At 72.1% G+C, this 23716-nt stretch carries 23 protein-coding genes; 14 read left to right on the top strand and 9 right to left on the bottom strand.

All coding sequences use genetic code 11. The annotated features are described in order from the left end of the window. Position 1: 1 nt before the first annotated feature. Positions 2-607: a hypothetical protein gene (locus tag OG448_RS06145; RefSeq protein ID WP_405551898.1), complete on the bottom strand. Its 606-nt coding sequence runs from the start codon at positions 605-607 to the stop codon at positions 2-4. A gap of 70 nt (positions 608-677) precedes the next feature. Further along, entirely contained in the window at positions 678-1886 is a 1209-nt protein-coding gene (locus OG448_RS06140; protein ID WP_405551897.1) for a pyridoxal phosphate-dependent aminotransferase, read from the bottom strand. Between the two features lie 87 nt (positions 1887-1973). Here OG448_RS06140 and OG448_RS06135 point away from each other — a divergent pair, with 87 nt between their 5' ends. Continuing rightward, positions 1974-2609, top strand: a complete 636-nt coding sequence (locus OG448_RS06135) for a winged helix-turn-helix transcriptional regulator (protein WP_405551896.1) — start codon at positions 1974-1976, stop codon at positions 2607-2609. A 35-nt stretch (positions 2610-2644) separates the two neighbouring features. Here OG448_RS06135 and OG448_RS06130 read toward each other — a convergent pair whose 3' ends face one another. From OG448_RS06130 to OG448_RS06120, 3 genes are read right to left on the bottom strand one after another with little or no spacing between them, the layout of a single operon-like run. After that, positions 2645-3445 carry a hypothetical protein gene (locus OG448_RS06130; protein WP_405551895.1) on the bottom strand — a complete coding sequence of 267 codons (801 nt, stop codon included), beginning with the start codon at positions 3443-3445 and terminating at the stop codon, positions 2645-2647. After that, the gene (locus OG448_RS06125) at positions 3445-4710 is read right to left on the bottom strand and encodes a VWA domain-containing protein (RefSeq protein WP_405551894.1); all 1266 of its coding nucleotides are present in this window, start codon (positions 4708-4710) and stop codon (positions 3445-3447) included. Before OG448_RS06125 ends, OG448_RS06130 begins: the two co-directional genes overlap by 1 nt. Positions 4711-4719: 9 nt before the next feature. After that, positions 4720-6237 carry an IucA/IucC family protein gene (locus OG448_RS06120; protein ID WP_405551893.1) on the bottom strand — a complete coding sequence of 506 codons (1518 nt, stop codon included), beginning with the start codon at positions 6235-6237 and terminating at the stop codon, positions 4720-4722. A 104-nt stretch (positions 6238-6341) separates the two neighbouring features. On the opposite strand from OG448_RS06120, the gene OG448_RS06115 reads away from it, so the two are divergent. After that, positions 6342-7850 (top strand): IucA/IucC family protein, encoded by a 1509-nt coding sequence (locus tag OG448_RS06115; protein WP_405551892.1) that lies wholly within the window; start codon positions 6342-6344, stop codon positions 7848-7850. Positions 7851-7861: 11 nt separating this feature from the next. On the opposite strand, the gene OG448_RS06110 is transcribed toward OG448_RS06115, so the two are convergent. Continuing rightward, positions 7862-9151, bottom strand: coding sequence for a phospholipase D-like domain-containing protein (locus OG448_RS06110; protein WP_405551891.1), 1290 nt, complete (start codon positions 9149-9151; stop codon positions 7862-7864). A 109-nt stretch (positions 9152-9260) separates the two neighbouring features. On the opposite strand from OG448_RS06110, the gene OG448_RS06105 reads away from it, so the two are divergent. Beyond that, entirely contained in the window at positions 9261-10175 is a 915-nt protein-coding gene (locus tag OG448_RS06105) for a HipA family kinase (protein ID WP_405551890.1), read from the top strand. 10 nt (positions 10176-10185) lie between these two features. Next, positions 10186-10455 (top strand): SelT/SelW/SelH family protein, encoded by a 270-nt coding sequence (locus OG448_RS06100; RefSeq protein WP_130336800.1) that lies wholly within the window; start codon positions 10186-10188, stop codon positions 10453-10455. Positions 10456-10461: 6 nt separating this feature from the next. On the opposite strand, the gene aceB is transcribed toward OG448_RS06100, so the two are convergent. Together aceB and OG448_RS06090 are read right to left on the bottom strand one after the other, a co-directional pair. Continuing rightward, positions 10462-12084, bottom strand: coding sequence for a malate synthase A (gene aceB / locus OG448_RS06095; protein WP_405551889.1), 1623 nt, complete (start codon positions 12082-12084; stop codon positions 10462-10464). 65 nt (positions 12085-12149) lie between these two features. Beyond that, positions 12150-12776: an NTP transferase domain-containing protein gene (locus OG448_RS06090; protein WP_405551888.1), complete on the bottom strand. Its 627-nt coding sequence runs from the start codon at positions 12774-12776 to the stop codon at positions 12150-12152. A gap of 299 nt (positions 12777-13075) precedes the next feature. Here OG448_RS06090 and allB point away from each other — a divergent pair, with 299 nt between their 5' ends. The 4 genes from allB (at position 13076) to OG448_RS06070 (ending at position 16790) form a co-directional block, all read left to right on the top strand. Then, positions 13076-14398, top strand: a complete 1323-nt coding sequence (gene allB, locus OG448_RS06085; protein WP_405551887.1) for an allantoinase AllB — start codon at positions 13076-13078, stop codon at positions 14396-14398. 26 nt (positions 14399-14424) lie between these two features. Further along, complete coding sequence (alc, locus tag OG448_RS06080) at positions 14425-15561, top strand: allantoicase (RefSeq protein WP_405558704.1); 1137 nt, start codon at positions 14425-14427, stop codon at positions 15559-15561. A gap of 85 nt (positions 15562-15646) precedes the next feature. Continuing rightward, a complete protein-coding gene (locus OG448_RS06075; protein ID WP_405551886.1) occupies positions 15647-16255 on the top strand; it encodes a dihydrofolate reductase family protein in 609 nt (202 codons plus the stop codon). A 139-nt stretch (positions 16256-16394) separates the two neighbouring features. Next, a complete protein-coding gene (locus tag OG448_RS06070; RefSeq protein ID WP_405551885.1) occupies positions 16395-16790 on the top strand; it encodes a ribonuclease domain-containing protein in 396 nt (131 codons plus the stop codon). Positions 16791-16865: 75 nt separating this feature from the next. On the opposite strand, the gene OG448_RS06065 is transcribed toward OG448_RS06070, so the two are convergent. Further along, a complete protein-coding gene (locus OG448_RS06065) occupies positions 16866-17888 on the bottom strand; it encodes a Gfo/Idh/MocA family oxidoreductase (protein ID WP_405551884.1) in 1023 nt (340 codons plus the stop codon). A gap of 119 nt (positions 17889-18007) precedes the next feature. Between OG448_RS06065 and OG448_RS06060 the strand changes: the two genes are divergently transcribed. The 6 genes from OG448_RS06060 (at position 18008) to OG448_RS06035 (ending at position 23654) form a co-directional block, all read left to right on the top strand. Next, the gene (locus tag OG448_RS06060) at positions 18008-18757 is read left to right on the top strand and encodes a GntR family transcriptional regulator (RefSeq protein ID WP_405558703.1); all 750 of its coding nucleotides are present in this window, start codon (positions 18008-18010) and stop codon (positions 18755-18757) included. 214 nt (positions 18758-18971) lie between these two features. Beyond that, the gene (locus tag OG448_RS06055; RefSeq protein ID WP_405551883.1) at positions 18972-19988 is read left to right on the top strand and encodes a sugar ABC transporter substrate-binding protein; all 1017 of its coding nucleotides are present in this window, start codon (positions 18972-18974) and stop codon (positions 19986-19988) included. After that, complete coding sequence (locus OG448_RS06050) at positions 19985-21061, top strand: ABC transporter permease (RefSeq protein ID WP_405551882.1); 1077 nt, start codon at positions 19985-19987, stop codon at positions 21059-21061. Before OG448_RS06055 ends, OG448_RS06050 begins: the two co-directional genes overlap by 4 nt. Beyond that, on the top strand, positions 21058-21849 hold the full coding sequence (locus OG448_RS06045; RefSeq protein WP_391292857.1) for an ATP-binding cassette domain-containing protein: 792 nt from the start codon (positions 21058-21060) through the stop codon (positions 21847-21849). The genes OG448_RS06050 and OG448_RS06045 overlap by 4 nt, the downstream gene beginning before the upstream one ends. A gap of 81 nt (positions 21850-21930) precedes the next feature. Then, positions 21931-23076 carry an ROK family glucokinase gene (locus tag OG448_RS06040; protein WP_030816532.1) on the top strand — a complete coding sequence of 382 codons (1146 nt, stop codon included), beginning with the start codon at positions 21931-21933 and terminating at the stop codon, positions 23074-23076. After that, positions 23073-23654, top strand: a complete 582-nt coding sequence (locus tag OG448_RS06035; RefSeq protein WP_405551881.1) for a sugar kinase — start codon at positions 23073-23075, stop codon at positions 23652-23654. The genes OG448_RS06040 and OG448_RS06035 overlap by 4 nt, the downstream gene beginning before the upstream one ends. Positions 23655-23716 lie beyond the last annotated feature (62 nt).

Genomic DNA, 23716 nt, shown 5'->3' with positions numbered 1-23716 from the left:
CTCACACCCGGCGTGGGGACGCGAGGAGGTGGCGGGTTCTGGTGCGGGCATCGGTGTATTCGCCGCACTGCCAGCCCGCCGCCTCCAGCGTGGCCGTGTACGGCTGGAGTGCCGGGCCGTACACCGCGACCGCCTCCGGCTGCGGGGTCGCGCGGACGCGGTAGCCGGGGGTGCCCGCGTTCTCTGGGTGGTGGCCGGCCGCCTCCAGGGCGAGGGCGGCGGCGCGGACCAGGTGCGTGCGCTCCCAGCCGCAGGGGCGGTCGGTGGCGCTGTCGGGGTTGGTCATGCGGCGCAGTTCCATGAGGCCCTGCCAGGCGTCGCGCACCTCGCGTGCCCGGGAGGGGCCGGGCGGTGCCTCCTCCGCGCCGCCGACCCGGGCGGCGAAGACACCGGCGGAGGCGGCGGGGGCGGCGGGTTCCGGTTCGGCTTCGCGCAGGCGGTGGCCGGCCGGGGTCAGGAAGTGGTCGTGGGGCGGCCGGGGGTGCCGGAAGGCGAGGCCGAGCCGGACCAGCGCGGCGAGCTGGGCGTCCGTGCCCCGCAGCCGCCCGGTGCCGGGGTCGGCATCCTCGATGACGCGGCGCTGGGCGGCGGTGGGCGGTCGTGCCACGGCGGTGCTCCCTCCGGTCCGCTACTGGTCCTCGAAGCGTACGGCCGGGCACTGACAGCCCCCCGCCGAGCTACTGCCGGTACCCGCTCAGGAAGCGGCCGATCCGGCCGATGGCCGCCTCCAGGTCGTCGGCGTAGGGGAGGGTGAGGATGCGGAAGTGGTCGGGGGTGGGCCAGTTGAAGCCGGTGCCCTGGACGACCTGGATCTTCTCGCGGAGCAGCAGGTCGAGGACGAACTTCTCGTCATCGTGGATCTTGTGCACCTTGGGGTCGAGGCGCGGGAAGGCGTACAGCGCGCCCTTGGGGCGGACGCAGGAGACGCCGGGGATCTCGTTCAGCTTCTCCCAGGCCACGTTCCGCTGCTCGTACAGCCGGCCGCCCGGCGCGGTGAGTTCGTGGATGGACTGGCGGCCGCCGAGCGCGGCCTGGATGGCGTACTGGGCGGGCGCGTTGGGGCACAGCCGCATGGAGGCCAGCATGGTCAGGCCCTCCAGATAGCTCTTGGCGTGCTGCTTGGGCCCGGTGACCACCAGCCAGCCGGAGCGGAACCCCGCCACCCGGTAGGTCTTGGACAGTCCGCAGAAGGTGAGGACGACCAGGTCGGGGGCGAGGGAGGCGGCCGAGTGGTGGACGGCGTCGTCGTAGAGGATCTGGTCGTAGATCTCGTCCGCGAACACCATCAGGCCGTGGCGGCGGGCCAGGTCGAGGATGCCCTCGACGATCTCCTTCGGATACACCGCGCCGGTCGGGTTGTTGGGGTTGATGATGACCACGGCTTTGGTGCGCTCGGTGATCTTCGACGCCATGTCGGCCAGGTCGGGGGCCCAGTCGGACTGCTCGTCGCAGAGGTAGTGCACGGCCTTGCCGCCGGCCAGCGTGGTGACCGCCGTCCACAGCGGGAAGTCCGGGGCCGGGATGAGGACCTCGTCGCCGTCCTCCACCAGCGCCTGTACGGCCATGGACACCAGCTCGGAGACGCCGTTGCCCAGGAACACGTCGTCGACGTCCACCTCCAGGCCGAGGGTCTGGTAGCGCTGGGCCACCGCCCGGCGGGCCGAGAGGACGCCGCGCGAGTCGGTGTAGCCGTGGGCGCGGGGGAGCATCCGGATCATGTCCTGGGTGATCTCCTCCGGCGCCTCGAAACCGAAGAGCGCCGGGTTGCCGGTGTTCAGGCGCAGCACACTGTGCCCCGCCTCCTCCAGCGCGTCCGCGTGCTGGATCACCGGACCGCGGATCTCGTAGCAGACCTCGCTGAGCTTGTTCGACTGCCGGAACTCCATGCGCCGCGACCCCTCCGGTAACTGGTGTTGCTTGGTTTTACCAAGTAGGAGCTTGGAAAGTCCAACAACATGTCTAGACTGCGTCGCATGCCACCTCGCCGACGCTACGACCAGTACTGCTCCGCGGCCCGCGCCCTGGACCTCGTCGGGGACCGCTGGACCCTGCTGATCGTCCGGGAGTTGCTGGCGGGACCCCGCCGCTACACCGACCTCCACGCGGACCTCCCCGGCGTGAGCACGGACGTGCTCGCCTCCCGGCTCAAGGACATGGAGCGGGACGGACTCACCGCCCGGCGGAAGCTGCCCCCGCCCGGCGCCGCCTACGTGTACGAACTCACCGGGCGTGGGCGGGACTTGCTGCCCGTGCTGCACGCCCTGGGGGAGTGGGGAAGCCCCGAGCTGGCGGAACTGCGGCCCACCGACGCGGTACGCGCCCACTGGTCGGCGCTGCCGCTGCTTGCGGCGCTGAGCGCGGCGGAGGCGGGGGCCGGGGTGGTCGAAGTCGCCTTGGAGGAGGGCGATTTCCATCTGTACGTCGGTGCGGAGGACGGGCCGGTGTACGGACACGGACCGGCGCCGGGGGCCGCGGACGCCCGGCTGGTGATGGACGCGGCGACCTGCGCGGAGGTCTGCCGGGGCGAGTCGGGGATCGCGGACGCGGTGCGGGCGGGGCGGGTCACGGTGACCGGCGACGGCGCCCTCGCCAAGGCGCTGCGGGAATGACGAAGGCCCGCCGTTTCGGCGGGCCTTCGTCCGGGTCAGGCGCCCGGTGGGACGTACGTCGGGCGTCCCCGGCCCCGGGTCAGGGCGTAACCGCCGATGCCCGCGAGCGCGGCCAGGACACCGCCGACGGCGGTCCACACCCAGCGGCTGGACCACCAGTGCGAGGACCAGCCGTCGTCGGGCTCGATCGCGGAGAGCACGGCCGACTTCGAACCGTCCTTCTCCGCCTCGGACTTGACCGCGACACCGGGGACGAGCGGCTTGCCCAGCGAGCCGTCCACCGCCGCCGCGCCGCCGATGTCCTTCGAGTCCGCGCGCACTTCGGCCCGCACCGGCAGGCCGAGGTCGGCGGAGCCGAGGTTCAGCACCGTCAGCCGCACGTAGTACGTGCCGGGCAGCGGGTCGTTGGCCCACGGCTCGGACCAGGCGCGCACCGTGCGCAGCACACAGGCCAGTTCGACCGTGGCCGTGCCCTGCTCGGCGGTGCGGGTGGCGGCGCCGTACTGGCAGGACTGGTGGCGCCGCAGGCCGTCGTAGACGTCGAGCTGCCAGGTCTGCGCGGCGTGCGAGTCCGGCAGCTTCACCGTCGCCTTGACCGTCGGGCGCTGCCCGGTGTCGGCCGGGAACGACCAGTACAGGTAGTCACCGGTGGACGCGGACGCGGTGGCCGTCTGGCCCTGGTCCATCTCGGCCGCCGTACGGAAGGACGTACCCGCCTGGGTGGGGGCCTTGCCGTCCGCCGAGGCGCTCGGGGAGGGGGAGGAGTCGGCCGCGGCGGGGGCGGCGGCCAGGCCCAGCGTCAGCAGGGCCGCGCTCAGCACACGTGTCGCACGCATCAGTTCGTCCTCCAGACCGCGACCCGCCAGCGGGACAGCCAGCCCCACAGCAGACCCGCGACGAAACCGGTCAGCACCAGCGCGGCCAGCAGCCACCAGCCTCGGCCGAGGCCGAAGGAGGCCACGTCGGAGGCGGTCGAGGGACCGTCCACCACGTCGACCGTCAGCTCCAGCGGCATGCCCGGGGTGGTCTTCACGCCGGGGGTGGCCGAGAAGGAGTTGGTCACCTGCAGGCACACCGTCTCCGGGGTCGCGTTGTCGTCGTCGGACTCGGGCCTGGGGTAGCGCAGACCGGTGGAGATGGCGTCGGTGCGGCCGGTGCCGGCGCCCTCGCCGCGTACGATCTCGCGGCCCTGCTGGGTCACCGCCCGCAGCAGTACACCATAGTTGGGGTTGGTGGCGCGGTCGTCGGCGACGCTCACCGAGGCGCGCAGCTCCTGGCCGGGCTGGACGTCGACCTTGTACCAGCGCTGCTTGCCGAACTCCTCGCGGTCCGTGTACAGACCGGACTTGAGCGCGGGGGCCCCGGCGCACGCGTCGGCGCCCTCGGTGGCCACCGGCGTCACCACCGGATCGGCGGCCCGTTCGACCAACTGGCCGACGCGGTCCGTCAGTTCCTCCTTGTGCTGCACGGAGGTGTAGGTGCCGCCGGTGGCGTCCGCGATGCAGCTCAACTGGTCACGGGTCTTGGCGTCCGGCACCAGGCCCAGGGTGTCGATGGTCAGGCCGATGCCCTTGGCGGCCATCTCGCGGGCCACCTCGCACGGGTCGAGGGGCTGGCAGGTGTCCTCGCCGTCGCTGATCAGGACGATCCGGCGGGTGCCGTCACCGTTCCCGAAGTCGCCGGCCGCCTTCAGCAGCGCCGGGCCGATGGGGGTCCAGCCGGTCGGGGCCAGGGTGGCCACCGCCGTCTTCGCCTCGGTGCGGTCCAGCGGGCCGACCGGGTAGAGCTGCGCGGTGTCCTTGCAGCCCTCCTTGCGGTCGTTGCCGCGGTAGTTGGCGCCCAGGGTGCGGATGCCCAGCTCCACCTCCTCGGGCGTCGCGTCGAGCACCTCGTTGAACGCCTGCTTGGCCGCCGCCATCCGGGTACCGCCGTCGATGTCCCGGGTGCGCATGGAACCGCTGACATCCAGGACGAGTTCGACCTTCGGAGCGGGCTGCGGCTCGGTCTCGTCCGCTGCGGCCCCGCCGGGACACGCGATCCCGGCCGCCAGGGCGGCGAGCAGGGCGCAGACGCCCGCCGCCAGCCGTTGTCTTCTGATCATCGGCGGATCTTATTGATCGTACGTGTCGGGCTCCAAAACGAAGGGGCTGGGCAGCTCCGTCCACAGGTCGCCTGGAGTCTCCGGAGACAGCCTCATCAGGGTCAACGCCTTGACGGGCAGCGGATTTTCACACAGCGCCGCCAGGTCGGGCGTACGGGGCAGATCCGGCAGCGCGGCCCGCAGTGCGGCACCCAGCGCCGGGCCCGAACCGGCCGTCGCCGCGAGCGCGCCCCCGACCAGCGAGCCGAACAGCTTGCGGCGCAGGGTGAGTTCGTCATCCGTGACCAGGCGTCCCGTCAACTCGGTTGCACGTATGCCGTGTCGGGCCAGCCGGGCCGGGCTCACGCGGATGTCGGCCAGGTCGCGGTAGATCAGCCGCAGCGGGGTGTCGTCCGGCGCGAGCACCACCAGGAGGTTCTGGCCGTGCGCCTCCAACGCCACTCCCAGGTCCAGCAGCCGCAGCCCCGCCGTGAGCGCGAGCCGGGTGAACGCGGCCAGCCAGTCGGGGGATTGGGGCAGCGCGGTGGTGGCCAGCGCGGCCACCGGCAGCACCCGCTCGCCCGGAGTCAGGTACGTCTCGGGCGACTCGCGCAGCAGCACCGCCAGATCCGGCGAGTGGGCCGTGGCCGCGCCGATCGTGTGCGTGACCTCCAGCAGCCCGTCCATCCGCCCGACCAGCTCCGCCGCCAGCACCGACAGCGCGGCCGACGCCCGTACCGAGTACGCGGAGATGTCCCGCACCGAGGAGGTCAGCCGGGCGCTCAGCGCGGTCTTCACATGCGGTCCGCCGGGCAGCGCCAGCGTGCGCAGCGACATCAGCGGATGCGCCGGACGCCACGGCTCGGCGGCCCGCTTGAGCACATGCGCCGCCTGCCAGGGATGCACCGGCAGCAACAGATCGCCACCGGAACGGAGTTCGCCCGGCCACTCGCCCGACACCAGGCACTCGTCCACCGGCGCCGCGACCGTGCCCAGCTCCACCACCGGCCGGTGCTCCGGCCCGTACGCCAACTGGTCGGCCACCGAGAAGCCGGGCCGGGAACGGCAGTTGGGATGGAAGGGGTGGCCGTCCACCACCCGCTGCTCCCACTCCCAGTCCCGCTCCGGCCACCGGGCACCCGGTTCGGCCACCCCGGCGCGGGACAGCGCCAGCGAGGCCGCGCTGTTCGCCAACTCGGCGGCGAACGCGGCCGCGTGCGGCACCGCGAGGTCCGTCATCAGCCGCGCGGGGTCCGCGTACCGCTCCCGGTCGAGGCGGACCTCGGTGACGCGGTCGCCGGTCGCGTACGGGTCCGAGCGCGGGCCGTGCAGCGCCCGGCCGTCCGCCAGCCGTACCGTCAGCCCGTGTGCCCCCCGCGTCCGGGACGCGACCCACGGCAACGGCTCGTGCGCCAGCGCCCGCCACAGCCGGGTCAGCACCGCCGCGCGGGCTCCCGGCAGCGCGGCCGTGTAGCGGTCGCGCAGGGCGGGCCGCACGGCGGCCAGCTCCTCGGCGACCTCGGCCTCGGCGGTGGGGGAGTGGTACACGGTCGGCTCCTCGGGGACTGGCAGCTCAGGGCACGATTGTCGGATACCGCAGACATACTGAGCACGGTCGGCCCCTCCGAGGCCGGTCAGCACGACGAGAACGAGTGGAACGCGTGGACCTCAAGCCCCCGACCGACGCCGCCCGGCGCGCCGACGCCTACGCCTCGGCGCCGCTGCTGAACTGCCTGCTGCGCGAGGTGGCCCGGCCGGTCCCGGAGAGCGGGGACCGGGCCGTGTACCGGCTGCCCGGCACCGGTCGGCTGCTCCGGGTGCGCCCCGGCCGCCGCCCGGCCGACCCCGAGGTGCACGCGGACGGCGCCTGGCACCGGCTCACCCACGCCGAACTGGTCAAACTCGTCGCCGAGGAACTGCGCGCCCACACCGGACTGCCCAACGACGACCTGCCCGCCGAGATGCTGGACAGCCGCGACACCGTCGCCGCCCTGCTCACCGGCCGCGCCCGCACCCTCGCCCCCGAGGACCCGTATCTGCGCTCCGAGCAGTCGCTGATCACCGGCCACCCCCACCACCCGGCGCCCAAGGCGCGCGGCGGCGGGCCGGTCGCGGCCTGGCTGCCGTACGCCCCCGAGGCGCACGCCCGGTTCCCGCTGGTGCTGCTCGGGGTGCGCGAGGACCAGGCCGTGGAGGAGGGCGACACCGGTGCCCTGGACGCCCTCGGCACCGCCCCGCCCGGCTACCGCCTGCTGCCCGCCCACCCCTGGCAGCTCGACCTCCTCGCCGGCGACCTCGCCCCCGCCTTCGCCGACCGGCGTCTGATCCGGCTCGGCACCACCGAGTCAGTGGTCTGGCCGACGGCGGCCGTGCGCACGGTGTACGAACCGGCCCGCGACCTCTTCCTCAAGTTCAGCCTGGACGTCCGCATCACCAACGACATCCGCCGGCTGTGGCGCCACGACCTGGAGAAGCTCGACCGCACCGACACCGCGACCCGTGAAGCGTTCGCCGCCATGGAGCCGCCCGCGGCCTGGCTGAGCGACCGCGGCTACCGCACCGCCGCGTTCGCCTTCGAGGAACTCGCCGTCCTCGTCCGTGACGGCCTGCGCGGCCACCTCCTGCCCGGCGCCACACCGCTGCTCGCCGCCGGGCTCGCGGAGGGTTTCGACGGCAGCCCGCTCGCCGCCGCGCCCGATCCCGACGCCTGGTGGTCCGCGTATCTGCGCCAGGTCGTCCCGCCCGCGCTCCGCGCCTTCGACGAGCACGGGGTGGTGCTGGAGGCGCACCTCCAGAACACCCTCGTCGCCGTCGACGCCACCGGAACGCCCGTGCAGGCGCTGTTCCGGGACGCCGAGGGCGCCAAGCTGCTGTCCGACGTGAGCCGCGAGGCCGGGTGGGAGCGGCTGGTGTACTGCCTGCTCGTCAACCACCTCGGCGAGATCGCCGCCGCCCTCGCCGAACACCACCCCGGCCTCGACCCCTGGCCGGCCGTCCGCGCCGAGCTGTCCCGCCACCCGCTCCCGGAGATACCGGCCCTGCTCGCAGCTCCCGCCCTGCCCGGCAAGACCAACCTGCTGCTCCGCTGGACCGGCGCGGACGGGGCGGACGCCCGTTACCTGCCGCTGCCGAACCCGCTGTACGAGGGCGGCGCCCGGTAACGGGGACGCGGTCAGGCGTCCGGCGCCTCGGTCACGCCCTTGCACGCCGGGTTGTTGTCGGCGGTACCGGGGCTGGCGGCGGCCCGCACGGCGTTGTAGCGGGTGACATAGCTCGCGTAGATGCCCGGGTCGTCGACCTTCAGCAGCGCCTCGTCGTTGTTGGTCAGCGCGGGCCCGCTGTAGTTGTGGCTGCCGGTCCACATCACCTTGCGGCCGGTGTCGTCCCCGTACTTGCCCTCGATCAGCAGGAACTTGGAGTGGATGATCTGGCGCTGGGTGGGCTTCGTGGTCCCCTCGTCGCCGTCGTCGTCGAAGTTCACGCACCGCACGGCGGGCCCGCCGCTGTAGTGCAGCGCCTCCCAGGTGCCCGCGCTGCCGGTGGAGTCGGCGCTGTCCATCTGCGTGTACACGATGTCGACATTGCACCCGGCGTTCCTGAGCGCCTTCAGCTTGTCGGCCACGCCCTGCCGGGTGATCTTGTACATGCCGACCCGCACGGTGGAGTGCTTGGTGGTGCCGCCCTCGGTGTAGGTGCAGCCGATGTTGTCCAGCACGTTGACGATCGTGTCCCCGGGGCGCGGATCGTCCTTCGGGCGCGGGAAGAAGTAGTACGTGTACGGGCTGTGCGGGGTGGGCGTCAGATAGGCCCAGCCGGCCGCGTTCTTCGCCTTCAGCTTGGCGAAGTAGGTGGTGTACGCCTGGTACACGCCCTGGTCGTTCTGCACGACCATCGCGTCGTTCCAGAACTTGGAGTAGTTCGAGGGCGTGAGGTTCGACGACGACTGGATGACGGTGGAGGTGGCGCCGTTGTCCACGTCGTAGATCAGGAACTTGTTGTGGTTGATCGACGGCGTCACCGTGGAATTGCAGGCGTGGTCGGCGCCGCACAGCGTCACGAAGGAGGGGGCCGAGGTGTCGGTGCCGAGGGCGGCGGTCAGCAGGGGGTAACTGGTGCCGTCACCGTCGCTGGAGGTCTCGGTGCTGTCCATGATGACCTGCACGTTCACCCCGCGGTCGTGCGCGTCGGCCATGGCCTGCGCCACGGTCGCGTCCCACAGGTGGTACATCGCCATCTTGAGGGTGGAGCCCGGTACGGCGTTCTGTATGACGTTCAGGAACTGGGTGCGTATCGCCTCCTTCTCCGCCTGGCTGCTGTTCGGACCGGGAACGTTGAAGACGGGCCCGCTCCCCGCCGCGAAGGCGGGGGTGACACCGCCCATGGCGTTCAGCCCGGCGGTCAGCAGCGTCACCGTCAGGACCGTACCCGCTCGCCGCACTCCGCCGACTCTGTCCCCGCGCATGTGAACTCCCCTGTGAAGAACGGTGACCGGACGAGTCGTGATCTTGGCAGAGAGGCGGGGTCCTTTCCAGGGCCCCGAGCGGGCTTTCGCGATCGCATAACCTGGGTGAATGCTGACCGAGGTCACCGCAACCCGCTACATCGAGCCACTGCGCACCGGCGGCTCCGTACCCGCGGTCGTCGAGGCCGACGACCTGGGGACCTACGTCGTGAAGTTCACCGGCTCCGCGCAGGGCCGCAAGGCGCTCGTCGCCGAGGTGATCGTCGGCGAGCTGGCCCGCGCCCTGGGCCTGCGCTTCCCCGAGCTGGTGCTCGTCCACTTCGACCCTGCCGTGGCCGCCGACGAGCCGCACCAGGAGGTACGCGAGCTGCACGGCGCCAGCGCGGGCGTCAATCTGGGCATGGACTACCTGCCGGGCGCCCGCGACCTCACCCCCGAGATCGCCCGGCACTTCCCCGTGGACCCGCTGGAGGCGGGCCGGATCGTCTGGCTGGACGCGCTCACCGCCAACGTGGACCGCACCGTCCACAGTTCCAACCTCATGGTCTGGCCGACCTTCGGCACCGCGCCCCCGCGCCTGTGGCTCATCGACCACGGCGCGGCCCTCGTCTTCCACCACCGCTGGGACACCACCGACCCCGGCCGCAAGTACGACTTCCGCCACCACGCCCTCGGCCAGTACGGCCCCGACGTGCGCGCCGCCGACGCCGAGCTGGCCCCCAAGGTCACCGAGGAGCTGCTGCGCGGCATCCTCGCCGAGGTGCCCGACGCCTGGCTCACCGACGACCCCGCCTTCGCCACCCCGGACGAGGCCCGCGCCGCATACGTCGACCACCTGCTGGCCCGCGCCCGGCTCTCCGCCGAGTGGCTGCCCACCGACTTCCCCGACCGCGCGGAACTCGCCGCCGAGGAGGCCGCCCGCGCCGAGCGGTCCCAGCGGGGGCGCCCGGACTGGCTCAAGCGGGTCCCCGACCTGCACGGCCGCCCGGCGGCGGAACAGGACTGGTCGGTTCACCTGGGATGAAAGGATTTTCGTGAGTCACCGAGTCGAGATCGAGTACTGCACCCAGTGCCGCTGGCTGCCCCGCGCGGCCTGGCTGGCGCAGGAGCTGCTCACCACCTTCGAGACCGAGCTGGAGGCACTCGCGCTCAAGCCCGGCACCGGCGGCGTCTTCGTCGTCCGGGTGGACGGCGAGCCGGTCTGGGACCGCCGTGAGCAGGGCTTTCCCGAGCCCACGGCGGTCAAGCGGCTGGTACGCGACCGGGTGGCGCCGGAGCGGTCCCTCGGTCACTCCGACAAGTGAGCGAGTTCAGCCGGTGAGGTGCCGGTAGGCCGGAAGGGTGAGGAAGTCGGTGTACTCCTCGTCCAGCGCCACCGTCAGCAGCAGGTCGTGCGCCTCCTGCCAGTGGCCGGCCGCGAACGCCTCCGCGCCGATCTCCGCGCGCACCGCCTCCAGCTCGGCCGCCGCCAGCCGGCGGGCCAGCTCGGGGGTGGCGCGCTCGCCGTTCTCGAACTCGACGCCCGCGTCGATCCACTGCCAGATCTGCGAGCGGGAGATCTCGGCGGTGGCCGCGTCCTCCATCAGGTTGAAGATGGCCACCGCGCCGAGCCCGCGCAGCCACGCCTCGATGTACCGGATGCCGACCTGCACCGCGTTGACCAGCCCCGCGTACGTCGGTTTCGCGTCCAGCGAGCCGATGTCGATCAGGTCGGCCGCCTCGACGTGGACGTCCTCGCGCAGTCGGTCCTTCTGGTGCGGGCGGTCGCCGAGCACCTTGTCGAAGGACTCCATGGCGATCGGCACCAGGTCCGGGTGGGCCACCCAGGAGCCGTCGAAGCCGTCGGCCGCCTCGCGGTCCTTGTCCGCCCGCACCTTCTCGAACGCCACCTTGTTCACCTCGGCGTCCTTGCGGGACGGGATGAACGCGGCCATCCCGCCGATCGCGTGCGCGCCCCGCCTGTGGCAGGTGCGGACGAGGAGTTCGGTGTACGCGCGCATGAACGGCGCCGTCATCGTGACCAGGTTGCGGTCCGGCAGCACGAACTCCGGTCCGCCGTCACGGAAGTTCTTCACGATGGAGAACAGGTAGTCCCAGCGGCCCGCGTTCAATCCGGAGGCGTGGTCGCGGAGTTCGTAGAGGATCTCCTCCATCTCGTACGCCGCCGTGATCGTCTCGATCAGTACGGTGGCCCGTACGGTGCCCTGGGGGATGCCGAGTTGGTCCTGTGCGAAGACGAACACGTCGTTCCACAGGCGGGCTTCGAGGTGGGACTCGGTCTTCGGCAGGTAGAAGTACGGGCCCTTGCCCAGCTCCAGCAGGCGGGCGGCGTTGTGGAAGAAGTACAGGCCGAAGTCGACCAGGGCACCCGGGATCGGTGCCCCGTCGGCCCCCTTGAGGTGCCGCTCGTCCAGATGCCAGCCGCGCGGCCGCATCACGACCGTCGCCAGCTCCTCCTGCGGGCGCAGCGCGTACGACTTGCCGCTGCGGGCGTCGGTGAAGTCGACCCGGCCGGCGTAGGCGTCGGTCAGGTTGAGCTGGCCGAGGATCACGTTCTCCCAGGTGGGGGAGGAGGCGTCCTCGAAGTCGGCGAGCCAGACCTTGGCGCCCGAGTTGAGGGCGTTGACCGTCATCTTGCGGTCGGTCGGGCCGGTGATCTCCACCCGGCGGTCCTCCAGCGCGGGCGGCGCGGGGGCCACCCGCCAGGAGTCGTCGGCCCGCACCCCGGCCGTCTCGGGCAGGAAGTCCAGCGTGCCGGTACGGGCGATCTCGGCGCGGCGCTCGGCCCGGCGGGCCAGCAGTTCGTTCCGGCGCGGCGTGAACCGCCGGTGCAGCTCCGCGAGGAAGTCCAGCGCCGGGCCGGTGAGGACCTCCTCCTGCCGGGGGAGCGGCTCGGCGTCGACAACGACCGGCGGGGACGCGGGTGCGGACATGAGCGGTCACTTCCTCCGTGGCGGGCTGGTCGGACTGGGCAGCGTAATTTCCTGATCGCCGAACCTCAATGGGCCCCGCCGGGGCGCAGCCTGCCGAGGTCGGCCCCGGTGTCGATGTCGTACGGCTCGGCCACGTCCCCGCACTCCACGAGCCGGATCTCGGCGGAGTGCTGCCGCAGATGGTCGCGGGCGCCCCGGTCGCCCTCGGCGGTCGCGGCCACACCGGGCCAGTGGGCGGCGCCGAGCAGCACCGGGTGCCCGCGCTTGCCGTCGTACGCTGCCGACACGAGGGAGGTCTCGTCGGAGAACGCGGCCAGCACCCGGGCGTGCGCCTCGGGGCCGATGCCCGGCTGGTCGACGAGGCTCACCAGGACGCCCCGCGCGTCCGTGTCCGCGAGGGAGTGGAGCCCAGCGCGCAGGGAGGAGCCCATCCCTTCGCCCCAGCCGGGGTTGTCCACGAGCACGCATCCGCTCAACTCGGCTTGTGCGCGCACCTCGTCGGCCCCCGCTCCGAGCACCACGTGCACGCGGGTACACCCGGCCGCCCGCAGTGCGCGGGCCGCCCGCTCGACCAGCAGGGCCCCGTCGTGCCGCAGCAGGGCCTTCGGGCGCCCGCCGAGCCTCCGCCCGCCTCCGGCGGCGAGCAGGAGCCCGGCGACTTGGGGGTGGCGGGGGGCCTGGTCGGGTGTCATGGGACCAGCATGCCGGGATGCGGACCGGGGCGAGGGCAGGCGCGGGGCATCTGGCGACGGGGCGTCCGCTTCGGCGCCAGCCGCACCTCGGCGTCCGGCGAACCGGCCCGTGGCGTGCGGCGACATCTGGGGCCAAGCCCCGTGAACACCCCCTCGCCCGCTCAGGCCGCGCGGCCCCAGCGCCTGGCACCCTTGACTCGTGCCCGAGCGTCCGGCGAGACTCCTTCAACAGAACGTTGAAGTCCGTTACATGGGTGTAAATACCGTTTCCTGGGCGTGAACGGCGGAGAGGGGTTCGGGTGTCCGACGACGTCGAGCTGGCGCTGCGGTCCACGCGGGTCGTCACCCCGGAGGGGGTGCTGCCCGCCACGGTCACCATCGTCGACGGGACGATCGGGGCCGTGCTGCCGTACGAGGTGGGGGTTCCGGCCGTCGACCTGGGCGACGACGCGCTGCTGCCCGGTCTGGTCGACACGCACGTGCACGTCAACGATCCCGGCCGGGCCGAGTGGGAGGGGTTCTGGACGGCGACCCGTGCTGCGGCGGCCGGGGGTATCACCACACTCGTCGACATGCCGCTGAACTCCCTGCCGCCGACCACCACGGTCGACCACCTGCGGGTGAAGCGGGAGGCGGCACAGGGTCGGACTCACGTCGACGTCGGCTTCTGGGGCGGTGCGCTGCCCGGTAACGTCAAGGACCTGCGCCCGCTGCACGAGGCCGGGGTGTTCGGCTTCAAGGCGTTCCTCTCGCCGTCCGGCGTGGACGAGTTCCCGCACCTGGACAACGCCCAACTGGCCCGCTCGCTGGGCGAGATCGCCGGGTTCGACGGCCTGCTGATCGTGCACGCCGAGGACCCGTCCCACCTCACGGACGCCCCCGCCGGACCGGCGTACGCGGGCTTCCTCGCCTCCCGCCCGCACGCGGCCGAGACCGACGCCATCGCCCAACTGCTGCAACAGGCGCGAAGGTTGCACGCCCGCGTACACGTACTCCACCTCTCGTCCGCCGCCGCGCTCCCGCTGATCGCCGCCGCCCGCGCCGACGGTGTCCGCGTCACCGTCGAGACCTGTCCGCACTACCTCACCCTGAGCGCCGAGGAAGTCCCGGACGGGGCGAGCGAGTTCAAGTGCTGCCCGCCCATCCGTGAGGCCGCCAACCGGGACCTGCTCTGGCAGGCGCTCGCGGAGGGCACCATCGACTGCGTCGTCACCGACCACTCGCCCTCCACCGCCGACCTCAAGACGCCGGACTTCGCCACCGCCTGGGGCGGCATCTCCGGCCTCCAGCTCAGCCTCCCCGCGATCTGGACCGAGGCACGCGCACGCGGGCACCAACTGACCGACGTGGTGCGCTGGATGTCCGCCCGGACCGCGGCGCTCGCCGGTCTCGCCCGCAAGGGCGCCATCGCGCCCGGCCGGGACGCCGACTTCACCGTCCTCGCCCCGGAGGACACCTTCACCGTCGACCCGGCCCGCCTCCACCACCGCAACCCGGTCACCGCGTACGCAGGCAAGACCCTGCACGGCGTGGTGCGGTCCACCTGGCTGCGCGGTCAACAGATCTACACCGAAGGCGAGTTCACCGAGCCGAAGGGCCGCCTGCTCACCCGGACCGGTTGAGCCCACCCCTGCCGAGAGGACCCCCGATCACCGTGACGGCGCAGCAACCCCCCACCCCGCCCCGCTTCACCGGCGACGCGGCTCCCTACGGCGGCGGCGACCCCTACGCGGACTACCGCACCGCCGACTTCCCCTTCACCCACCACCCCGACCTCGCCGACCGGCGCCTGGGGGCCGGGGTGATCGCCGCCAACGACGAGTTCTTCGCCGAGCGGGAGAACCTGCTGCTGCCCCACCGCGCCGAGTTCGAGCCCGGCCGCTTCGGTCACAAGGGCAAGATCATGGACGGGTGGGAGACCCGCCGTCGGCGCGGCCCGAGCGCCGAGGACCCCTGGCCGGGCGCCGACGACCACGACTGGGCGCTGATCCGCCTCGGCACGCCCGGCGTGATCCGGGGCATCGTCGTCGACACCGCGCACTTCCGGGGCAACCACCCGCAGGCCGTCTCCGTCGAGGCCACCTCGGCGCCCGGCAACCCGTCCCCCGAGGACCTGCTCGGCGACGACGTGAAGTGGACGACGCTCGTCCCGATCACCCCGGTCGGCGGCCACGCGGCGAACGGCTTCCTCGTCACCGCGCCCCAGCGCTTCACCCACCTCCGGCTGAACCAGCACCCGGACGGCGGCGTCGCCCGGCTGCGCGCGTACGGCGAGATCGTCCCGGACCCCGAGTGGCTTGCCACGCTCGGCACCTTCGACGTGGCCGCGCTGGAGAACGGCGGCCGGGCCGAGGACGCCTCCGACCGCTTCTACTCCCCGGCCGCCAACACCGTCCGGCCGGGCCGCTCGCAGCGGATGGACGACGGCTGGGAGACCCGGCGCCGCCGCGACCGGGGCCACGACTGGATCACGTACCGGCTGACCGAGCAGGCGCTGGTGCGTGCGGTGGAGATCGACACGGCGTATCTGAAGGGGAACAGCGCGGGCTGGGCGTCGGTGTCGGTGCGGGACGGCGAGAGCGGCGAGTGGACCGAGATCCTGCCGCGCACCCGGCTCCAGCCGGACACCAACCACCGCTTCCCGCTCCCTGCGCCCGCCGTCGGCACGCACGCGCGCCTGGACATCCATCCGGACGGCGGGATCTCCCGGCTGCGTCTCTTCGGCTCTCTCACCGAGGCCGGCGCGAGCCGCCTGGCCGCCAGGTACCGGGAGCTGGACGGCTGAGACGTCCGGGGGACCGATGAGTTGCGGTCCCACGCGGGGTCTGCATCGTTGACAGCACGACCCCGCACCCGGAAGAAGGCACCCCATGGGCAAGCTCGTCTCCACCGTGTTCGTCTCGCTCGACGGCGTCTACCAGGCCCCCGGCGGCCCCGAGGAGGACACCAGCGGCGGCTTCGGCCAGGGCGGCTGGACCTTCCCGTACGCCGACGACGACTTCGGCGGCTTCGTCGGCGAGAGCTTCGGCCGGGCCGGCGCCTTCCTGCTCGGCCGCCACACCTACGACATCTTCGCCGGCTACTGGCCGAAGGTGACCGACCCCGAGAACCCGGTCGCGGCCAAGCTGAACGCGCTGCCGAAGTACGTCGTCTCCGCGACCGTCGAGGACCCCGAGTGGGCCGGGACGACCGTGCTCTCCGGCGACCTCGGCAAGGAGGTCCAGGCGCTGAAGGAGCGCACCGAGGGCGAGGTCCAGATCCACGGCAGCGGGGCGCTGGTCCGCTCACTGGTGAACCTCGGCCTGATCGACACCCTGCACCTGCTCACCTTCCCCGTGGTGCTGGGCGAGGGGCGCCGGCTGTTCGTGGAGGGTGCCGTCCCCACCCGCTTCCGGCACGCGGGCGGCACGGTCACCGGCAAGGGCGTCTCCATCCAGTCGTACGACCTGGCGGGCAGCCCCGAGTACGGGTCGTTCTGAGCGCTCGACGACACGCCAACAGGAGCCCGAACGGCTCCTGTTGGGGCAGGTTAACTCCGCGAGAACTCATCGGACCTGCCGGGAAAATCCACATCTCCGTCATTGACATGAACGCGTCTACGCGCGTCATCATGAACCCATGAGATTCCCCCCACGCACCACTCACATCGGCGCTGCGGCGGCCCTCCTCTCCGCCCTCCTCGTCGGCGGCACCGTCTCCGCCGGCACCGCGGACGCGGCAACCGCGTCGGTCGGCAGCATCTGCTACGGCTCCCTGCCGTCGCAGGCGTACGACACCCTCGACCTCATCGCCCAGGGCGGCCCGTACCCGTACTCCCAGGACGGCGTCGTCTTCCAGAACCGCGAGGGCGTCCTCCCCAGCCAGTCCTCCGGGTACTACCACGAGTACACGGTCAAGACCCCCGGCGAACCGACCCGCGGCGCCCGCCGCATCGTCACGGGCCAGCGGACCCAGGAGGACTACTACACCTCCGACCACTACGCCACGTTCAACCTCATCAACTACGGCTGCTGACAAGCCGGTTCAACCCGCCCCGCGACTCTTCCCCCCACGTCAGGGGTCGCGGGGCGGGGCCGTGTCCGGGGCGGCTCAGACGTAGGAGGACTGCACCCGGTCCGGAACCTCCGCGAGCGCGACCGCTCTTCGTTCGCGCCGGGAGATCTCGCACGCCTCCGCGATGCGGAGGGCCTGCAACGCCTGCCAGCCGTCGCAGGGGTTGGGGTGTTCGCCGCGGACTACCTCGACAAAGGTGCAGAGTTCGGACTCGTAGGCGGAGCCGAAGCGTTCGAGGAAGCCGGGCCAGGGTTTGTCGGCCGGGGGAGGGCCCGTCGGTTCGGTGGAGGCGATCGGGGTGCGGTCGTCCAAGCCCACGACGACGGTGTCGAGTTCGCCGGACAGCTCCATGCGTACGTCGTAACCGGCGCCGTTCAGGCGGGTCGCGGTGGCCGTGGCGAGGGTGCCGTCGTCCAGGGTGAGCAGGGCCGCGCCGGTGTCGACGTCGCCGGCCTCGCGGAACATCGGGGGACCGGCGTCGGAGCCGGTGGCGTACACGTCCACCACCTCGCGGCCGGTGACCCAGCGCAGGATGTCGAAGTCGTGGATCAGGGTGTCCCGGAACAGCCCGCCGGACAGCGGCAGCCACTCGGGCGGGGGCGGGGACTGGTCGGAGGTCAGGGCGCGCACGGTGTGCAGCCGGCCGAGCCGGCCCGAGCGCACCACCTCACGGGCGCCCACGTACCCCGCGTCGAAGCGCCGCTGGAAGCCCATCTGGAGCACGGTCCCCGCCGCCGCGACCTCGGCGAGGGCGTGCAGCGTGCCGGGCAGGTCCAGCGCGATCGGCTTCTCGCAGAACACCGGCAGCCCGGAGCGGGCCGCGCGGCCGATCAGCTCCGCGTGCGCCGCCGTCGCGGTGGTGATCACCACCGCGTCCACGCCCCACTGGAAGACCTCGTCCACGCCGGGCGCCGCCGTCTCGCCGAGCCGGTGCGCCAGCTCCTGTGCGCGTAACGGATCGGAGTCCGTCAGGATCAGCGATCCGACCTCCCGATGGCGGCTCAGCGTGTTGGCGTGGATGGCCCCGATGCGGCCTGTCCCGATGACCCCGATGCGCATGAGGACACATTGAGGGGGAACAACGTGCACCTGTCAATCAAAATGTCAGGACAACCGGACTTCACGACTTCCCGTCATCCGGGCACCGGACTACGCTCGGGCCCGTGCCGAAACCTGATGTGGACCCGACCGCGCCGCTCGGCCTCCGCGTGGACCGAAGCTCCCCGGTGCCGCTGTACTTCCAGCTCGCCCAGCAGTTGGAGGCCGCCATCGAGCGCGGCGCCCTCACCCCCGGCAGCCTGCTCGGCAACGAGATCGAGCTGGCCGCGCGGCTCGGGCTGTCCCGGCCCACCGTCCGCCAGGCCATCCAGTCCCTCGTCGACAAGGGGCTGCTGGTGCGCCGCCGGGGCGTCGGCACCCAGGTCGTGCACAGCCAGGTCAAGCGCCCGCTGGAACTGAGCAGCCTCTACGACGACCTGGAGGCGGCCGGACACCGGCCCGCCACCAAGGTCCTGGTCAACACGGTCGTCCCGGCCACCGCCGAGATCGCCGCCGCGCTCGGCGTCACCGAGGGGGGCGACGTGCACCGCGTCGAGCGGCTGCGGCTGGCGCACGGCGAGCCGATCGCGTACCTGATCAACCACCTGCCGCTCGGCCTGCTGGACCTCGACACCGCCCGGCTGGAGGCCACCGGCCTGTACCGGCTGATGCGCTCGGCCGGCATCACCCTGCACAGTGCACGCCAGTCCATCGGAGCCCGCGGCGCCACCCCCGCCGAGGCCGACCGGCTCGCCGAGACCGAAGGCGCCCCGCTGCTCACCATGAGGCGCGTCACGTTCGACGACACCGGCCGCGCGGTCGAGCAGGGCGACCACACCTACCGTCCGGCCCGGTATTCCTTCGAGTTCCAGCTCCTCGTACGCCCCTGAACCGCCCTCTGCCGCGTCACATTGTCCGGACAAATACCCTGTCAGGTGTGCCCCGGACAGGTAACGAGTGTTCCGTGTGTTCGATACTGAAGTGTTTGGGGCAGGTGGAGGCACCGTCGAGTCGTACGGATCGGCGCGCTCGCCCGCCCCTCTCGCACGTTGGAGCACGTCAGAACACGGCAAGTCAGAACACGGCAAGAAGGGGCATGTCCTCGTGGCACGGTTTCAGAACCGGGTAGGCATGACGGTGGCAGGAGCGTTCGCACTGCTCGCCTGCGTCTCGCTGACCGCCTGCAGCAGCACCGGCGGCAAGAAGGCCGAGGACGCCCGCAAGGCCGCCACGGCCCAGGGCAGGGCAGCGGTGACCACCCCCCGCTGGACCATCGCGATGATCACCCACTCCGGAGACGGCGACACCTTCTGGGACATCGTGCAGAGCGGCGCCAAGCAGGCGGCGGTCAAGGACAACATCAACTTCCTGTACTCGCACGACGACGAGGCCCAGCAGCAGGCCCAGCTCGTGGACGCCGCGATCGACAAGAAGGTCGACGGCATCATCGTCAGCCTGGCCAAGCCCGACGCCCTCAAGGCGGCCGTGGCCCGCGCCCACAAGGCCGGCATCCCGGTGGTCACGGTCAACTCCGGCTCGGCGCAGTCCAAGGCGTTCGGCGCGCTCAGCCACATCGGCCAGGACGAGACCATCGCCGGCGAGGCCGTGGGCGAGGAGCTGAACAAGCGCGGCCGCAAGAACGCCCTGTGCGTCCTGCACGAGCAGGGCAACGTCGGCCACGAGCAGCGCTGCGACGGCGTGGAGAAGACCTTCAAGGGCAAGGTCCGCAAGCTCTACGTCAACGGCACCAACATGCCCGACGTCCAGTCCGCCGTCGGCGCCAAGCTCCAGGCCGACCGGGACGTGGACGCCGTCGTCACCCTGGGCGCCCCCTACGCCGACACGGTGGTGAAGGCCAAGGAGGACGCGGGCAGCAAGGCCGAGGTCGACACCTTCGACCTCAACGCCAAGGTCGCCGACGAGCTGAAGGACGGCACCCTCGGCTTCGCCGTCGACCAGCAGCCCTACCTCCAGGGCTACGAGGCGGTCGACCTGCTGTGGCTGTACAGGTACAACGGCGACGTCCTCGGCGGCGGCAAGCCGGTCCTGACCGGCCCGCAGATCATCACCAAGGACCAGGCGGGCGCGCTCGCGGCGTACACCGATCGGGGCACCCGATGAGCACCACCACCGACACCCGGCCCACCGGCGGCCCGGCACCGGGCGGTGAGCAGCCCCGCGACGAGCGGCTGCTGCGCACCTCCCCGCTGCGCAAGCTGCTGTCCCGGCCCGAACTGGGCTCGGTCGTCGGCGCCCTCGCGGTCCTGGTCTTCTTCGCGGTCGCCGCCGACGGCTTCCTGCGCCCGGCCAGCATCAGCACGGTGCTGTACGCCTCCTCGACCATCGGCATCATGGCCGTTCCCGTGGCCCTGCTGATGATCGGCGGCGAGTTCGACCTCTCCGCGGGCGTCATGGTCACGTCCTCCGCGCTGATCTCCTCGATGTTCAGCTACCAGATGACGGCCGACATCTGGGTCGGCGCGGGGGTGTCCCTGCTGGTCACCCTGGCCGTCGGCGCGTTCAACGGGTTCATGCTGACGCGCACCAAGCTGCCCAGCTTCATCGTCACGCTGGGCACGTTCCTGATGCTCACCGGCATGAACCTGGGCTTCACCAAGCTGATCGACGGCACGGTCTCCACCAAGTCGATCGGCGACATGGAGGGCTTCCCGAGCGCGCACGCCGTGTTCGCCTCGACGATCAGCCTCGGCGGGGTCGACCTCAAGGTCACGGTGCTGTGGTGGCTCGGGCTGGTCGCCCTCGCCTCCTGGGTGCTGCTGCGCACCCGCGTCGGCAACTGGATCTTCGCGGTCGGCGGCAACGAGGACGCGGCCCGCGCGGTCGGCGTCCCCGTCGCCAAGACCAAGATCGGCCTCTACATGGGCGTCGCCTTCGGCGCCTGGGTGTCCGGTCAGCACCTGCTGTTCTCGTTCGACACCGTCCAGTCCGGCGAAGGCGTCGGCAACGAGCTGATCTACATCATCGCGGCCGTCATCGGCGGCTGCCTGATCACCGGCGGCTACGGCAGCGCCGTCGGCTCGGCGGTCGGCGCCTTGCTGTTCGGCATGACCAGCAAGGGCATCGTCTTCGCCGAGTGGAACCCGGACTGGTTCAAGTTCTTCCTCGGAGCCATGCTCCTCCTGGCGACCCTGCTCAACACCTGGGTCCGCAAGCGCGCGGAGGCCACGAAATGACCGTCACCGAAGAGCGCACGCCCCTGGTCGAGCTGACCGACGTCAGCAAGCACTACGGCAACGTCCGCGCCCTGGAGGGCGTCTCCCTTCAGGTGCACGCCGGGGAGATCACCTGTGTCCTCGGCGACAACGGCGCGGGCAAGTCCACCCTTATCAAGACCATCGCGGGGCTCCACCAGCACGACGGCGGCACCCTGCGCATCGAGGGCGAGGAGACCCGGCTCGCCTCCCCGCGCGACGCCCTGGACCGGGGCATCGCGACGGTCTACCAGGACCTCGCCGTCGTCTCCCTCATGCCGGTCTGGCGCAACTTCTTCCTCGGCTCCGAGCCCCGCAAGGGCAAGGGCCCCTTCGCGCGCCTGGACACCGACCTCATGCGCCGCACCACCCGCGAGGAACTGCTGCGCATGGGCATCGACCTGCGCGACGTCGACCAGCCCATCGGCACCCTCTCCGGCGGCGAGCGCCAGTGCGTGGCCATCGCGCGTGCCGTGCACTTCGGCGCCAAGGTGCTCGTCCTGGACGAGCCCACCGCCGCGCTGGGCGTCAAGCAGTCCGGTGTGGTCCTCAAATATGTGGCCGCGGCACGTGATGCGGGCCTGGGTGTCGTGCTGATCACCCACAACCCGCACCACGCACATCTCGTCGGTGACCGCTTCGTGCTGCTGCGGCGCGGCGCCATGGTGGGCAACCACACACGCGACGAGATCACCCTGGACGAACTGACCAAGCAGATGGCGGGCGGAGCGGACCTGGACGCTCTGCACCACGAGCTGAAGCGCGGCTGACGGGCGTGGAGCCGCGGGGATTCGCGGCTCCGTCCCCGACAGCGCCGCGCTCGGCGTGAGCGTGAGGCACAATCGAGCCCGATGAGCACCTACCGCGACCTCGCCGCCCCCATCGGCTCCCGCCGCGCCCCCGTCCTGCGCACGGTGGGCACCCGGGAACGCCGCTCCCACCTGACCGCGCCCCGGGTGCCCACGGTCGGCATCGACATCGGCGGCACCAAGGTCATGGCGGGCGTCGTGGACGCCGACGGCAACATCCTGGAGAAGCTCCGCGCGGAGACCCCGGACAAGTCCAAGAGCCCCCAGGTCGTCGAGGACACCATCGTCGAGCTGGTGCTCGACCTCTCCGACCGGCACGACGTGCACGCCGTCGGCATCGGGGCCGCCGGCTGGGTCGACGCCGACCGCAACCGCGTCCTGTTCGCCCCCCACCTGTCCTGGCGCAACGAGCCGCTGCGCGACCGGCTCTCCGGCCGGCTGTCCGTGCCCGTCCTGGTGGACAACGACGCCAACACCGCGGCCTGGGCCGAGTGGCGCTTCGGCGCCGGGCGCGGCGAGGACCACCTCGTCATGATCACCCTCGGCACCGGCATCGGGGGCGCCATCCTGGAGGACGGCCAGGTCAAGCGGGGCAAGTTCGGCGTCGCGGGCGAGTTCGGCCATATGCAGGTGGTGCCCGGCGGGCACCGGTGCCCGTGCGGCAACCGCGGCTGCTGGGAGCAGTACAGCTCCGGCAACGCCCTGGTCCGGGAGGCGCGGGAGCTGGCCGCCGCCGACTCCCCGGTCGCCTACGGGATCATCGAGCACGTCAAGGGCAACATCGGCGACATCACCGGCCCGATGATCACCGAGCTGGCGCGCGAGGGCGACGCCATGTGCATCGAGCTGCTCCAGGACATCGGCCAGTGGCTCGGCGTCGGCATCGCCAACCTCGCCGCCGCCCTCGACCCGTCCTGCTTCGTCATCGGTGGCGGCGTCAGCGCGGCCGACGACCTGCTCATCGGCCCCGCGCGGGACGCCTTCAAGCGCCATCTCACCGGCCGCGGCTACCGCCCCGAGGCCCGCATCACCCGCGCCCAGCTCGGCCCCGAGGCCGGCATGGTCGGCGCCGCGGACCTGGCCCGGCTGGTCGCCCGCCGCTTCCGCCGCGCCAAGCGCCGCCGCGTGGAGCGCTACGAACGCTTCGAGCGGTACACCCAGGGCCGCCGGGACCGGGACACCGCATGACCACCTCGCTTCCCCACCAGGCAGCCGCCCCCACCACGCCGCACCCGGCGGGCGAGGACCCGCGCCACCGCGTCAAGCGCCGCGCCCTCACCCTGCTGATCATCGTGCTGCTCATCGGCGTACCGGCCGGCTACCTGGTGATCTCCGCCAACCAGAGCCGGGACAGCGGCAAGGACAAGGAAGCGAAGTACTCCGCCACCGGCCTCACCTCCGGCTGGCCCTCCAAGGTGCAGCGCCGCCTCTACCAGGTGCCCGTACCGCACCCCGCCGACCGGCTCGCCTACTACGAGACCAACAACTGGAAGACCAGCCGCCTGTACGTCCAGTTCCGCACCAACGGCGCGGGTCTGGACAGCTTCCTCGGCACCCTCGGCATCCGCCGCGACCAACTGAAGCAGGGCGCCGACGCCATCGGTGCCCGCGACCGCCAGATCTCCGGCTGGGACCTCACCGGCCCCGGCCCCTGGTCCGGCTACACCCACAAACAGAAGAACCCCGCCCCCACCCAGGACGTGGTCGTGAACATGTCCGACCCGGTGTATCCGACGGTGTACGTGGTCAGCCGCACGGTGCCCTGAGCCCGCCGCGGAACCCGTTGTCAGACCCCACCCGTACAGTCGGACACGGCTCATCCGACAGG

The organism is Streptomyces sp. NBC_01171 (genome assembly GCF_045039805.1).
Taxonomy (GTDB): Bacteria; Actinomycetota; Actinomycetes; order Streptomycetales; family Streptomycetaceae; genus Streptomyces.
Note: the sequence above shows the minus strand (reverse complement) of the source record. Positions and strands in the feature narration are given on the sequence as shown.